Source organism: Candidatus Pelagibacter sp. HIMB1506, from assembly GCF_052047935.1.
Taxonomy (GTDB): domain Bacteria; phylum Pseudomonadota; class Alphaproteobacteria; order Pelagibacterales; family Pelagibacteraceae; genus Pelagibacter.
In genome coordinates, this window is sequence record NZ_JBNAIS010000001.1 from 114,330 (window position 1) to 127,045 (window position 12,716).

17 protein-coding genes are annotated in these 12,716 nt (G+C 31.2%); 15 read left to right on the forward strand and 2 right to left on the reverse strand.

What is annotated here, in order from left to right; translation table 11 throughout:
• Positions 1-49 precede the first annotated feature (49 nt).
• Genes ACTTA8_RS00590 through msrB form a run of 5 tightly spaced genes read left to right on the forward strand, consistent with a single transcriptional unit; the run spans position 50 to position 4,402 of the window.
• Positions 50-1,291 (forward strand): NAD(P)/FAD-dependent oxidoreductase, encoded by a 1,242-nt coding sequence (locus ACTTA8_RS00590; RefSeq protein WP_440647429.1) that lies wholly within the window; start codon positions 50-52, stop codon positions 1,289-1,291.
• Between the two features lie 27 nt (positions 1,292-1,318).
• Positions 1,319-2,188, forward strand: coding sequence for a DMT family transporter (locus ACTTA8_RS00595; RefSeq protein WP_440647431.1), 870 nt, complete (start codon positions 1,319-1,321; stop codon positions 2,186-2,188).
• Entirely contained in the window at positions 2,181-3,131 is a 951-nt protein-coding gene (locus ACTTA8_RS00600; RefSeq protein ID WP_440653763.1) for a D-2-hydroxyacid dehydrogenase family protein, read from the forward strand. Before ACTTA8_RS00595 ends, ACTTA8_RS00600 begins: the two co-directional genes overlap by 8 nt.
• 2 nt (positions 3,132-3,133) lie before the next feature.
• A complete protein-coding gene (locus ACTTA8_RS00605) occupies positions 3,134-4,027 on the forward strand; it encodes a histone deacetylase family protein (RefSeq protein WP_440653765.1) in 894 nt (297 codons plus the stop codon).
• Complete coding sequence (gene msrB / locus ACTTA8_RS00610; protein ID WP_440653766.1) at positions 4,028-4,402, forward strand: peptide-methionine (R)-S-oxide reductase MsrB; 375 nt, start codon at positions 4,028-4,030, stop codon at positions 4,400-4,402.
• Positions 4,403-4,410: 8 nt separating this feature from the next.
• On the opposite strand, the gene grxC is transcribed toward msrB, so the two are convergent.
• Positions 4,411-4,668 carry a glutaredoxin 3 gene (gene grxC / locus ACTTA8_RS00615; RefSeq protein ID WP_440653768.1) on the reverse strand — a complete coding sequence of 86 codons (258 nt, stop codon included), beginning with the start codon at positions 4,666-4,668 and terminating at the stop codon, positions 4,411-4,413.
• A gap of 3 nt (positions 4,669-4,671) precedes the next feature.
• Positions 4,672-4,968, reverse strand: coding sequence for a TIGR03643 family protein (locus ACTTA8_RS00620; RefSeq protein WP_440653770.1), 297 nt, complete (start codon positions 4,966-4,968; stop codon positions 4,672-4,674).
• A 169-nt stretch (positions 4,969-5,137) separates the two neighbouring features.
• Between ACTTA8_RS00620 and ACTTA8_RS00625 the strand changes: the two genes are divergently transcribed.
• The 10 genes from ACTTA8_RS00625 to glaH all read left to right on the forward strand — a co-directional run bounded on the left by ACTTA8_RS00625 (position 5,138) and on the right by glaH (position 12,701).
• Positions 5,138-5,707: a LysE family translocator gene (locus ACTTA8_RS00625; protein ID WP_440633680.1), complete on the forward strand. Its 570-nt coding sequence runs from the start codon at positions 5,138-5,140 to the stop codon at positions 5,705-5,707.
• Positions 5,708-5,795: 88 nt separating this feature from the next.
• On the forward strand, positions 5,796-7,034 hold the full coding sequence (locus ACTTA8_RS00630) for an amino acid ABC transporter substrate-binding protein (protein ID WP_440653771.1): 1,239 nt from the start codon (positions 5,796-5,798) through the stop codon (positions 7,032-7,034).
• A gap of 63 nt (positions 7,035-7,097) precedes the next feature.
• Entirely contained in the window at positions 7,098-7,991 is an 894-nt protein-coding gene (locus ACTTA8_RS00635; RefSeq protein WP_075506246.1) for a branched-chain amino acid ABC transporter permease, read from the forward strand.
• Positions 7,988-8,170 (forward strand): hypothetical protein, encoded by a 183-nt coding sequence (locus ACTTA8_RS00640; protein ID WP_440653773.1) that lies wholly within the window; start codon positions 7,988-7,990, stop codon positions 8,168-8,170. Before ACTTA8_RS00635 ends, ACTTA8_RS00640 begins: the two co-directional genes overlap by 4 nt.
• The gene (locus tag ACTTA8_RS00645) at positions 8,157-9,209 is read left to right on the forward strand and encodes a branched-chain amino acid ABC transporter permease (RefSeq protein WP_440618105.1); all 1,053 of its coding nucleotides are present in this window, start codon (positions 8,157-8,159) and stop codon (positions 9,207-9,209) included. Before ACTTA8_RS00640 ends, ACTTA8_RS00645 begins: the two co-directional genes overlap by 14 nt.
• Positions 9,206-9,946 carry an ABC transporter ATP-binding protein gene (locus tag ACTTA8_RS00650; RefSeq protein WP_075506243.1) on the forward strand — a complete coding sequence of 247 codons (741 nt, stop codon included), beginning with the start codon at positions 9,206-9,208 and terminating at the stop codon, positions 9,944-9,946. The genes ACTTA8_RS00645 and ACTTA8_RS00650 overlap by 4 nt, the downstream gene beginning before the upstream one ends.
• Positions 9,946-10,731, forward strand: coding sequence for an ABC transporter ATP-binding protein (locus ACTTA8_RS00655; protein WP_440614039.1), 786 nt, complete (start codon positions 9,946-9,948; stop codon positions 10,729-10,731). Before ACTTA8_RS00650 ends, ACTTA8_RS00655 begins: the two co-directional genes overlap by 1 nt.
• Positions 10,731-11,435 (forward strand): AzlC family ABC transporter permease, encoded by a 705-nt coding sequence (locus ACTTA8_RS00660; protein WP_440653775.1) that lies wholly within the window; start codon positions 10,731-10,733, stop codon positions 11,433-11,435. Before ACTTA8_RS00655 ends, ACTTA8_RS00660 begins: the two co-directional genes overlap by 1 nt.
• The gene (locus ACTTA8_RS00665; RefSeq protein WP_440653777.1) at positions 11,425-11,748 is read left to right on the forward strand and encodes an AzlD domain-containing protein; all 324 of its coding nucleotides are present in this window, start codon (positions 11,425-11,427) and stop codon (positions 11,746-11,748) included. Before ACTTA8_RS00660 ends, ACTTA8_RS00665 begins: the two co-directional genes overlap by 11 nt.
• A 41-nt stretch (positions 11,749-11,789) precedes the next feature.
• Positions 11,790-12,701 carry a glutarate dioxygenase GlaH gene (gene glaH, locus ACTTA8_RS00670; RefSeq protein WP_440653779.1) on the forward strand — a complete coding sequence of 304 codons (912 nt, stop codon included), beginning with the start codon at positions 11,790-11,792 and terminating at the stop codon, positions 12,699-12,701.
• Positions 12,702-12,716 lie beyond the last annotated feature (15 nt).

Here is a 12,716-nt window from a genome sequence, read left to right on the forward strand (position 1 = left end):
CATAATTTGTCACTATGAAACTTTAATTTTTTAATTGTATAAAGTCCTTATGAATAAGAACATTAAGGTTGGAATAGTTGGTGCAGGTATCCAAGGTGTTTCAAATGCATTGTTCCTTCAAAAAAAGGGATTTAATGTAACAATATTTGATAGAGATAATCCTGGAAGCCAAGCAGCATCGTATGGAAATGCAGGACATTTTTCGCCTTATGCTTCACTTTCTTTAAATAGAACTGATGTCTTAGCGGATGTTCCGGCTATGTTATTAAGTTCAACAGGTCCTCTAGCTTTAAAATGGAATTATGTTCCAAAAATGATTCCATGGTTCATAAAATTTATCATGAACACCACAAAAACTAAGATGATGCACACAGCAAAAAATATGCATCAAATTTTAGATTTAGCTCTACCGGCGTATGATGAATTATTTGATGAAATAGATCTTGAAGGATTAGTGGAAAACAAAGGAATACTTTATATCTGGAATGATCAGGATTTAAAAAGTAGGGAATTAGAAATTAGAGTTAGAGATGAATTGGGAGTAAAGCAGCAACTAGTTAATAAAGCTGAAATTCATGATTTAGAACCCCATATTAAACCTTTCTATCATGCTGGAGTTTACTATCCTTATGCAAGACATGCTCGAAATCCAAAAAGAATCCTTTTAAAATTATTTGATCTATTTTTACAAAAAGGTGGAAAGTTTAACAAAGTAAATATTAAAGATATAAAATTTGATGATGAAAAACCTATTTTTAAAACTGAAACACAAAGTTATGTTTTTGATAAAGCAGTAATTGCTTGCGGCGCTTTTTCTAAAAAATTGACTGATAATTTAGATGAACAAATTCCTCTAGATACTGAAAGAGGATATCATGTTCATTTTAAAAACTGTGATCATTTATTAAGCCGACCAGTAATATTTTCAAACCGTGGTTTTGGTATTACACCAATGGAACAAGGATTAAGAGTAGTTGGTACAGTTGAATTTGGTGGATTGGAAAATCCTTTGTCAAAATCTAGAGTTAAAAATTTAATTAATAATGCAAAATATATGCTTGGTGATTTACCCGAGCATGAGGATGAGTGGTTAGGATTTAGACCAACTTTACCAGACTTTTTACCTGTCATGGGGCCATCAAAAAATTATAAAAATGTTTATTATTGTTTTGGACATCATCATTTAGGATGGACTTTAGGCCCAATTTCTGGAAAGATTGTTTCAGGAATGATTGCGAACGAAAATACAAACTTAGATTTAAAACCTTATAGTTCGTTAAGATTTAGCTAAGTGGGTCAGAACGTCAAAGCATATTTAATGTTGGTTTGCGCAACATTATTTTGGGCAGGCAATTTTACAATTGCGAAGTTTGCATACTTGCAAAACATACCACCAAATACTCTTTCATTTTTAAGATGGTGTCTTGTGTGGATAATTTTATTTCCCTTTACCTATCAGGAAATATTTAAATTAAAGTATAAAATTAAAGAAAATTTATCTTTATTTTTTATCCTTGGCTTTACCAGTGTTTGTATATTTACTTCATTTACTTATAATGCTTTAAATCATACCCAAGTAATCAATGCATCTCTTTTTAATACTGCAATTCCAGTCACAATAATTTTAGTTTGTTTTTTGTTAAAAATTGAAAAAACAAATATTTTTCAATTATCAGGCCTGTTTATTTCTGTATTAGGTATTTTAGCTATTATCACGAGATTGGATCTTAATATTTTACTTTCTTTAAATTTTAATAAAGGAGATTTATTTATGATAGGTGCGATAATTGCATGGGGAGTTTATTCAGCGTATTTAAGAAAAAGAAATTTTGATGTTTCTCTACTTGCCCTTGTGCAAATCATATGCACTTTTGGCCTAATATTTCTTTTACCTTTATTTTTTATAGATATAATTCAAGATAAAGTTGTAGAGATAAATAGTAACTTTTTTTATATTTTATTTTATATTGCTTTGTTTCCAAGTATTGGCTCTTACTATTGTTGGGCAGGTGCTGTTGCGATAATTGGAGCTAATCGGGCAGGAATTTTTTTATCATTAATTCCATTATTCAGCACAATTTTTGCAATTATACTTTTTAATGAAAAATTTTTATTTTTTCATTTAATTGGGTCTATTTTAATTATATTAGGTCTATTTTTATCAAACAAAAAAATTAAAAATGCTTAAAGTTGCTATATTAGATGATTACCAAAATGTTGCTCAACAATTTGTTGATTTAGAAAAATTATCTGGAAAATACGAATTTAAAATTTTCAGTGAACCTTTTGTAGACGAAGCAGACGCTATTGAACAACTAGCTGATTTTGAGGCTCTTTTGATAATGAGGGAAAGAACTCCAATTACAAAAAATCTTATTGATAATTTAAGTGATTTAAAATTTGTTATCACAAGTGGATTAAGAAATAGATCTATAGATCTTGAAGCTGCTAAAAAAAGAAAAATTATAGTTTGTGGAACAGAAATTAATATCAATCCAACACCTGAACTTACTTGGGCACTAATCCTTGGTTTAGCTAGAAACTTTAAAGAAGAGTTTGATAATATGTATCAAGGATACTGGCAAACTACTATTGGTGTTGAGCTTAAAGGAAAAATATTAGGATTAATCGGATTGGGAAGAGTAGGAAGTGAAGTTGCAAAAATTGGAAAAGCTTTTGGAATGCAAGTTATGGCTTGGAGTGAAAATTTAAGCTTAGATAAATGCAAAGAGCTAGATGTCTTGCCATGTAGCAAAGATGATTTAATTAAGAACTCAGATGTTTTATCTATTCATGTGCAAGGTGGAGAGAGATACAAAGATTGCATAACATTAAAAGAGTTTGACAATATGAAGAAGACAGCTTTTTTAATTAATACTTCAAGAGGTCCAATAGTTAATGAAGATGATTTGATTATAGCATTATCAACCAATGTAATTGCTGGAGCTGGAATCGATGTTTATGAAAAAGAACCTCTGCCTGAAAATAATAAATTAAGATTTTTACCTAACGCTTTGTTAACTCCGCATATAGGATATGTAACAGCAGAAAATTATAGTATTTTTTACAATCAAATGATCGAGGGATTAGAGGCTTGTGTTAATGGAAAGCCAATCAGAGTTTTAGAGTAACCATGGAGTTACCAGTTGTAAATCACGAAGATTATTTTGCAAAAATTGGAGATGATCATAAATTTCCAATAAATAAATTTAGTGAACTTGCGAATTATTTAATTAAAAAAAATGTAGTCAAAAAGTTTCATAAACCTTATCCATGCTCATCTGAAACATTAAAATTTGCTCATTCTGAAAAATATATAAGAGACATCACAAATAAAACTTTAGACAAAGATGGTGTTAAAAAAATAGGTTTTCCTTTGGTAGACAGTGTTGTTAAGAGATCTTTGGTTGCAACAGGGGGGACTGTGTTGGCATCAAAGCTTGCTATAAATTATGGAATTTCTTGTAATACGGCTGGAGGGAGCCACCACGCTAATTACAATGGTGGTGCCGGTTACTGTGTATTCAATGATGTAGCAGTTGCAGCTCATTATTTACTTAACAGGGGCCTAGCAAATAAAATTTTAATTGTAGATCTTGATGTTCATCAAGGAAATGGAAATTCAGATATTTTTAAAGAAAATAGAAATGTTTTTACATTTAGCATGCATTCAAAAACTAATTATCCTGCAAAAAAATCTATTAGTGATTTAGATGTAGAGCTAGAAGACAACACAGGGGATGATACATATATCAAAACTTTAAAGCACTATTTAACAGAGTTAAATCAAGAAAATTTTGATTTTGTATTTTATATTGCTGGAGTAGACATTCATTTTAATGATCGACTAGGAAAATTAAAAATTTCTGATCAAGGTGTAAAGTTGAGAGATGAGCTTGTTGTAGAAAATTTTTATGCAAAAAGAATACCTTTTTGCGGAGTTTTAGGAGGAGGATACAATAAAGATTTTGAAAAATTAGTAGAATTGCACTCTATACTGCATCAAACTTGTGCTAAATATATTTAAATGACAAAAAAAATTAATCCAAACTTAACAGCAGAACAAAAATTAATTTTGTTTGAGGAAGGCACAGAACTTGCTGGATCAAGTGAACTTAATAATGAAAAAAGAGAAGGAAGTTTTCATTGTGCAAATTGTGGTGAAAAATTATTTGATTCAAATACTAAATATGAAAGTGGATCTGGTTGGCCATCTTTTTATGAATCTTTGCCAGATGTATTTGAAACAAAAACAGATTATCACTTAGGTTATGGAAGAACAGAATATCATTGTAAAAAATGTGGTGGTCACCATGGACACATATTCGATGATGGTCCAGAACCAACAGGGAAAAGATATTGTAATAATGGTGTCTGTTTAGTTTTTAAACCAAAAGTTTAAAAATAATTTTAATTTTTTAACAAATCTTGAAGTTTATTTTCTTTTTCTAGAGCTCTTACTTCGTCATAGCCACCTATATGCTGCTCATCAAAAAAAATTTGTGGAATTGTTCTTTTTCCATTTGCTTTTTTAATCATTTCATCCATTGCGCCTTCAACTTTTGAAATGTCAATTTCGGTATATGGAGCGTTGTTTCTTGTTAATAATCTTTTTGCAGCTTCGCAATAGTTACATAGCGGACCTGTATACATAGTAATTTTTTTCATGCCCTATAGATAGTCACCTTTTTTAATTTTACTAGTGATTTGTTTTCTAGAATATTCAAATTTTTTCCTATGCTTAATGCTTTTTTGATTTACTCTTTTTCTCCATAATCTAAATGAAGAGGGTTTTAGAGATCTTCTCATGATTTTAATTACATCAGATTCTCGCTTACCTGTTTTTTTTTCAATTTCCTCAAAAGTAATCCGGTCTGCCCAAGCTGCCCAAATTACCCAGTCTGGGTCGTCAATGCTGGGTTCAGGATTTTTAACTTTGGTAACCGGGCTGTACCCTTTTTTTTTCATAAACCCTTTATATTTGAAAAAAAAATTTAATGCATTTTTTTTACCCTCTGATATTATCACCTAGATAGTCCTTCTTAGCCATCTTTAGCTCCCGGTTTTTAAGGACTATCTTCTCTTTACGAATATGCTTCCTTTAGAATTTATACTCTACTTACAAATCATCATTTTTTTGTTCATTACCCCGGGTACTCCAAGAATAGTTATAATTTCTTATTCAATGAATTATGGTGTAGGGAAATGTGTTTGGTCAGCACTTGGTGATGTTACTGCAAATTTAATTCAAGCGACTTTGGTAATTTTTGTAATAGGTTCTTTTTTTTCAGAAAATTCATTAATTCTTAATATTTTCAAATGGATTGGAGTTCTTTACATTTTGTATCTTGCTTATGATATTTATAAGTCTCGCCCAAAAAACTTAAAAGATAAGGAAGAAATTACAAAAAGTAATTTATCTTTTTTTAGAGATGGGTTTTTAGTTGCAGGAACTAGCCCTAAGGCATGGATGTTTTTTCCTTTTATATTTCCACAATTTATTGATTTTAGTTCTAATCTTTTAAGTCAATTTATAATTTTAATTACAACTTACATTGTATTAGATTTTTTATCCTTGATTGGTTATGCAATACTTGCACAAAAATTGATTAAATGGATTACAGCAAATCCTAAAACAATTAATACAATTTCAGCGAGTGTTTTAGTTATTATCGCTGGAATTATTGTTATTACACAACAATATTAAACCTAAACTAAGTCTTTATTGCCACTTGCATTGCATACAATTTATTTATTTAATTGATTATAAATTAATTAATTAAAGAGGAAATAAAATGAAGTTAAATAAAATAGTTTTAAGTTTTGTTTCTGCATTAGTAATTTTATTTTCAACTTCTGTTGCATCTTTTGCAAAGGTTGTTGGTGACAAAATTATTTTAGGTGCTGCAATTTCCTTAACTGGTAAATACTCATCTAATGGTGTTCATACTCAAAATGGTTATAACATGGCCGTTGACAGAATTAACAGCATGGGTGGTATTAAAGTTGGTGGAAAAACTTATAAGTTTGACATTATCTACTATGATGATGAGTCAAACCCTAAGAGAGCTGCACAGCTTGCAGAAAGATTAATTTCACAAGATGGTGTTGAGTTTATGCTTGGCCCATACAGTTCAGGTTTGACAAAAGCGATTGCACCTGTAACTGAAAAATATGGTGTTCCAATGGTTGAGGCAAATGGTGCATCTAGATCTTTGTTTACTAAAGGTTACAAATATCTATTTGCGGTACTAGCTCCAGCAAACTTATATCTTGATGTAGCGATTGAAACAGCAGTTGAGCTAAATGGTGGAAAACCAGTTAGAATTGCTCAAGCTTTTGAACAAGATGCTTTTTCACAGGACGTTAGATTAGGTATTTTAGATGCTGCAGAAAGAACTGGTTCTAAGATCATTATAGATGACAAATTGCCTAAAGAGTTAAATGATATGGCTGCAACTTTGGTTAAGGTGAAACAAATGAAACCAGATGTTCTTGTTGTATCAGGTCATACTAAAGGTGCATTGACTGCAATCAGACAAATTGCTGAGATGAAAGTTGATGTTCCAATGTTGGCTATGACTCACTGTGATGCTGCGAAATTATCAAAACAACATGGTAAAAACTCTCAGTATGCTCTTTGTGCTTCTCAATGGCATAAATCTCTAACTTATAAAGATGATTTCTTTAAAGATGGAATGACTTATGCTGCAGACTTTGAGAAAGAGTTTGGATATGATCCACCATACCAGTCTGCTGAGTCTTCAGCTGCATTATTGGTATTCAAAGATGCATTTGAAAGAGCTAACTCTTTCGATCAAAAGAAAGTAAGAGATGCTCTTGCGGCTACTAATATGCAAACATTCTATGGAAATATTAAATTTGCACCTGGCGGTCAAAACGTTGATAAGCCAATGGTACTTTTCCAAGTAATGTGTGATGATGCTGGTAAGTGTGAAAACAAAGTTGTTGCTCCATTAAAATGGGCATCTGCTAAGTTAATTCACCCAGTACCTAAGTGGTCTGAAAGATAATAATTAAAAATTGAGCCCCCTAGTAATAGGGGGCTTTTTTTTATATAAACCAAAAAATATTTTATGGATTTTCTTGTATTTCAATACCCAATGATAACTGTTCAAGCTTGCTTGGATGGCATTCTTTTAGGAGTATTGTTCGCATTGATTGCATATGGAATGGCACTTCAGTGGGGTGTTATGAATATAATTAATATTGCTCAAGGAGATCTTGTTATTTTAGGAGGATACATTGCATACTTTATGTATCTTTACGGTATTCATCCAGCATGGGGAGTAATTGTTGCTCCAATCATAATGTATTTCGTAGGTATTGCGATCTATAAACTGGTTATAAATAAAGTAGTTGATAGAGACTTATTCATCTCAATTTTAGCTACCTTTGGAATAAGTATTTTATTCATGCAATTAATGAACTTTGCATTTGGTGCAGATGTTGTGCTCGCAAACTCTCATTACGGTACAACAATGTTGTTTGATAATAATGTTGTTCTTCCTAATTCAAAAATATTTTCAGCATTTATCAGTATTTTATTTGCAGTTTGTTTAGTGATTTATATGAAAAAATCTAAGCTTGGACGAGCAATTAGAGCAACTGCTCAAAACGCACGTGCTGCAAAAATTTTAGGTGTAGATACTGAAAAAGTATATGCAGCAACTTTTGGAATTAATGCTGCTTTATGTGGTGTAGCTGGAGCTTTAATCTCTATAACATTCACTATTCATCCTTATATGGGCTTACCTTATACGATTAGATCTTTTATGATTGTTATTGTTGCTGGTTTAGGAAACTTACCAGGTGTCGCTATGTCAGGAATGGGATTAGGAGTTTTTGAGGAATTTGCAGATTATATTTTAGGAACAGAATTTAGAATTGGATCAGTATTTTTATTACTAGTTTTAATTTTAGTTTATCGAAGATTTAAACTTTCAAGAAAAAGAGAGTACTTAAAATGAGGAAAGTTAAAATTAATGATAATCAAGGTCAATCGGTTGAAGTTGACATAGATAAATTTAAAAAACACTTAGATGAATATCATTCATCAGGCTCAAGTGTACATGATGAAGATGGTCATTATTTTAAAGTTGATCAAAATTTCAGAGAAAAAATTAATAGTCTATATGAACAAAAATAATTTAATACTTTATATAGGAATTTTAATATTTGGTTTGGCAGCACCATTTATATTTCCAGCATTTAAAGTTCAATTATCTATTCTTTGTATTCTAATTGTTCTTGCAACCACTTGGAATATTCAAGGAGGAGAGATGGGCTACAATACATTTGGAAATATTTTGTTCTATGGGCTGGGAATGTATTTGTGTGCTTCTGTTCAAGTTGGAATGTTTTTTCCATTAGCAGAATGGACAGAAAGTGGTGGTGAAAAAACATTTGTACATACTCCTACCCAATTTTTCCAAGGTATGGCGATGGGACTTGTTGTTGCCGCAGTAGTTCCAACTATTGTTGCAGGTTTAATTGGTTATGCAATTTTAGGATTGAGAGGTCACTACTTTGCTATTTGTACTCTAGGATTAGGAGTAGCTGCTGGTGAAATTTCTGGAGGAATTGAAATTATTGGAGCAGGGCAAGGTTTTACCACTCCACCTTTTCCTAACGTAGGAGGCTTAGAAGCTAGAGGAGAGTTCTTCTATTTTTTAAGTTTCTTAGTTTTGATACTTACATTCGTTGCAGTTAAAGCAATTTACTCTACTAGATTTAAATTAATCCTTAATGCAATCAGAGATAATGAAGACAAGGCTGAAGCTATGGGAATTGCAACAATGAAATATAAAATTATTGGTTGGATGATTTCTGCATTTTTCTGTGGTCTTGCAGGAGGAATAATGGGCGGACTAGTTGGATATATCGACTCTACAGACGTTGCTTTTGATGGAAGAGAAATGGGAGTGTTCATGGTTTTGATGGCAATATTAGGTGGTAAAGGAACTCTTTGGGGACCAGTTATCGGTGCAACAATATTTCATATTTTTAAAGAAGGATTTTGGACATTCTTCCTAGGCTGGCAGTATGTAGCTTTGGGAGTTTTAATTGTTGTGATTGTAATTTATTTCCCTGAGGGATTAATGGGATGGTTGAGAGAAAAATATCCTCATAGATTTGGAGAAGTAGTTGATGAAGCTGATCGAAAGGCTCAGGTAGAGATAAAATGAGTATTTTAGAAGTTAATAATGTAAGTAAATCTTTTGGAGGAGTAAAAGCTAATGTTGATATCTCCATGTCAGTTGAAAAAGGTAAAATTGTAGGATTGATTGGTCCAAATGGATCAGGAAAAACAACTTTGTTTAATTCAATTGTAGGCACTTATCCAATTGACCAGGGTTCAATTAAATTTAATGGAAAAGAAGTTTCTGAACTTCCCGTTCCCGTAATAGCAAAGTTAGGATTATTAAGAACATTTCAACAAACAAGAATTTATGGAAAACTAAACTGTATTGATAATATGCTTATTAGCCATAAAGGCAGTGATGAAAGTTTATTAAAACTGTTTTCAAAAATACCTCAAGAGCTTACAGAAAAAGCAGAAAATTTACTAAATTTTGTTGGCTTATATCAGAAGAGAAAACTTAGAGCAGGAGATTTGTCTTTCGGACAACAAAAACTTTTAGAGCTTGCCATGGCATTAATGAATGAACCAGAAATGCTTTTACTAGATGAACCAACAGCAGGAATTAATCCAACTTTAATCAATGGAATTATAGATAGATTAATAAAAGTAAATCAAGATTTTGGTATCACACTCTTGGTTATTGAACACAATATGAGAGTGATCATGCAATTAGCGGAGAATATATTTTGTTTAGCTCACGGTAAAATGTTAGCAAATGGCTCACCAGATGAAATTAAAAACGATAAGCGTGTTATCGATGCATACCTAGGAGCCCAATAATGTCAAATCAATATGAAGTTTTAGGAAAAGCTCCAACTCCAGAAGATTTAAAAAAATTGTCTCCAGATGAAATACATCTGACAATTAAGAATTTAAATGCTGGGTATGGTAAAATGGAAATTTTACATAATTTTGATTTATTTGTGAACAAAGCACAATCTCTATGCTTGATAGGACCAAACGGAGCTGGTAAATCTACAATTCTTCACTCAATCTATGGATTTACAAATATCTTCTCTGGTCAAATTGAAATAGAAGGAAAAGAAATTACAAATCTTACGCCAGCTGAAAAATTAAAATCAGTTGGAATTGCATATATCTTGCAAGACAATTCAGTATTCCCAGATATGACAGTTGAAGAAAACTTATTAATGGGTGGATATATTAAAGATAAAACTGAAGAGTCTTTTGAAGAAGCTGAAAGAATTTTAGAAAAATATGAGAGATTGAGGAATAGAAGAAATCAGCCTGCTAAAGTTTTATCTGGTGGTGAAAGAAGGTTATTAGAAATTTCTAGAGCATTAGTTATGAAGCCATCAGTATTGTTGGTTGATGAGCCATCAATTGGTTTAGAACCAAGATATATTGATATGGTTTTTGAAATTTTGAGAGATCTTCAGCAAAATGAAAAGAAAACTATTATATTAGTTGAACAAAATGCCAAAAAAGGATTAGAGTTTGCAGACATTGGATATGTATTGGTATCTGGACAAACTGCAATTGCTGGCAAAGGGGATGAGTTATTGCAAAACCCTGATGTTGGTAGACTATTCCTTGGTGGCTAATGATAAATAAAGATTTCTTTTTTAAAGGCTATAAATCAATACTAGCACACGATAGTCCGGCAATAGCATTAGGTTGTTGCTTTATTGCTATAGGAGCTCTTTTAAAAAATCTTGGCTTTAACATTCAAGAAAGCGTTTTTTCTACTATGCTGACTTACGCTTTACCAGGATCTCTAGTTATGGCAGAGTCATTATTGGTTGGTGCTTCTTTATTAAATATTTTTTTAGCAGTTTGGTTTGTTAATGCTCGTTTATACCCAATGGCTGTTTCTTTGTTTCCATTAATGATGCATGAGGATCAACCAAAGTGGAAATATTATTTTTCATGTCATTTCATAGCTGTATCAGCTTGGTTGATTATGAAGAGTAATTATAAGACTATTCCAGAAAAATATAGAATTGATTATTGGATAGGGATTGGAAGCGCCACTTGGAGCGTTGCTGTAATTGGTACTTTGATAGGTTTTTATTTTTCAGAATATTTAAACAAGGAAATGATGATGGGTTTAGCGATTTTAAATCCTGTTTATTTTTTATGCATGATGGTAGGAGCATCAAAAACAAGACAGATCACTTTATCAGTTTTACTTGGAATTATTTTGGGACCTGTTTTTTATTTTTTTTCTCCTGAATGGTCTATTTTATTAGGTGGACTATTTGGTGGCACTATTGCTTATTTAATAGGAGAAAAAAGTGTCAACTAGTATCGTTTTAGCAATTTTGGTGACATCCCTTGCAACTTTTTTATCAAGATTTCTTGGAGCAGTAAGCTCAGAGGGTATAAAAGAAACTTCTAAGATATTTAAATGGTTCAACTGTTTAGCTTATGCAACTTTAGCAGCTCTAATTGCAAGAACAATAATTTTTCCAGTCGGTGTAATGGATGACTCAAGCTACTTAGTGAGATTTGTTATTGTTGTATTATCCCTAACTGTTTTTTTTATTTCAAAAAAAAATTATGTTTATCCTACAATTTTCTCTGCAATAAGTATGGCAATATTAGTTAATTATTTCTAAATAAAATTGATTTATTAAATAAGTTAACTTAAGGTTTTGTTATGGAAAAAATACCTGGTCTAGAAATTCAAGAACATGAGAAATCAAAAAGAATTTTGAATATTAAATTTACCGATGAAATTATTAAGAAACTAGTTTTTCCATTTAATAAATTTGACTTAACAGCTTTAGATCTGAAGCCTTTTACAAGGTTTACCATAGCAAAAAGTTTAGATGATTTGACAGAAAATAAACTTAGTAAACTAATGAACTCAATAATTAGAGATCGTTCAACCGGTTGTTTTATAATTGGACCAAAAAATATTTCACCAAAAATTAATGATAAATTTTTAGTAAAATTATCAACTGCTATTGCTTATCTAATTGGTAATCCTAACCATGACTCAATGGCAGGCAAATACTATGCTCGTTTTCATGTCAAACACGAAGATGCGAGTGACTCTTATTTAAGAAAAGCTTATAGAAATATGGATCTTCATACAGATGGAACTTATGTTAAAGAAATTACTGATTGGTTAATTATGACAAAGTTAGAAGAAGAAAACGTAGAAGGTGGAGAAACTGCTATGTTGCATTTAGATGATTGGGAACATTGCAAAGAATTATCAAATGATCCTGTGGGTAAACAAGATTTTCTTTGGAGTTCACCTAAGAGTAAAAATGTAGACTATAAAGTTGAGCATCCAGTTTTTTCTTCAGATAACAAAGGAAGACCACATATTTCATATATTGACCAATTTCCTGAACCAAAAAACATGGAACAGGGTAATTTTTTACAAAGATTATCTGATGCTCTGGAAGGAAGTGAAAATAAAGTAATTACAAAGTTACCGGTTGGTTGCTCTATAATTGCAAATAATTATTTTTGGCTTCATGGAAGAAAACCTTTCAAAGAAAATAAAGAATTAAGTAGAGAATTGTTGCGAATTAGAGGTTCTTTTTTTGTTAATTAATTCAATATAATCAAT

What these genes read in the sequence shown, in the direction of transcription:
- ACTTA8_RS00660 (WP_440653775.1), top strand. Translation starts at nt 10,731, where the DNA reads ATGATAAATAAAGATTTCTTTTTTAAAGGCTATAAATCAATACTAGCA.
- ACTTA8_RS00645 (WP_440618105.1), top strand. Translation starts at nt 8,157, where the DNA reads ATGAACAAAAATAATTTAATACTTTATATAGGAATTTTAATATTTGGT.
- ACTTA8_RS00605 (WP_440653765.1), top strand. Translation starts at nt 3,134, where the DNA reads ATGGAGTTACCAGTTGTAAATCACGAAGATTATTTTGCAAAAATTGGA.
- ACTTA8_RS00630 (WP_440653771.1), top strand. Translation starts at nt 5,796, where the DNA reads ATGAAGTTAAATAAAATAGTTTTAAGTTTTGTTTCTGCATTAGTAATT.
- ACTTA8_RS00655 (WP_440614039.1), top strand. Translation starts at nt 9,946, where the DNA reads ATGTCAAATCAATATGAAGTTTTAGGAAAAGCTCCAACTCCAGAAGAT.
- ACTTA8_RS00600 (WP_440653763.1), top strand. Translation starts at nt 2,181, where the DNA reads ATGCTTAAAGTTGCTATATTAGATGATTACCAAAATGTTGCTCAACAA.
- grxC (WP_440653768.1), bottom strand. Translation starts at nt 4,668, where the DNA reads ATGAAAAAAATTACTATGTATACAGGTCCGCTATGTAACTATTGCGAA.
- ACTTA8_RS00620 (WP_440653770.1), bottom strand. Translation starts at nt 4,968, where the DNA reads ATGAAAAAAAAAGGGTACAGCCCGGTTACCAAAGTTAAAAATCCTGAA.
- ACTTA8_RS00640 (WP_440653773.1), top strand. Translation starts at nt 7,988, where the DNA reads ATGAGGAAAGTTAAAATTAATGATAATCAAGGTCAATCGGTTGAAGTT.
- msrB (WP_440653766.1), top strand. Translation starts at nt 4,028, where the DNA reads ATGACAAAAAAAATTAATCCAAACTTAACAGCAGAACAAAAATTAATT.
- ACTTA8_RS00595 (WP_440647431.1), top strand. Translation starts at nt 1,319, where the DNA reads ATGTTGGTTTGCGCAACATTATTTTGGGCAGGCAATTTTACAATTGCG.
- ACTTA8_RS00650 (WP_075506243.1), top strand. Translation starts at nt 9,206, where the DNA reads ATGAGTATTTTAGAAGTTAATAATGTAAGTAAATCTTTTGGAGGAGTA.
- glaH (WP_440653779.1), top strand. Translation starts at nt 11,790, where the DNA reads ATGGAAAAAATACCTGGTCTAGAAATTCAAGAACATGAGAAATCAAAA.
- ACTTA8_RS00590 (WP_440647429.1), top strand. Translation starts at nt 50, where the DNA reads ATGAATAAGAACATTAAGGTTGGAATAGTTGGTGCAGGTATCCAAGGT.
- ACTTA8_RS00635 (WP_075506246.1), top strand. Translation starts at nt 7,098, where the DNA reads ATGGATTTTCTTGTATTTCAATACCCAATGATAACTGTTCAAGCTTGC.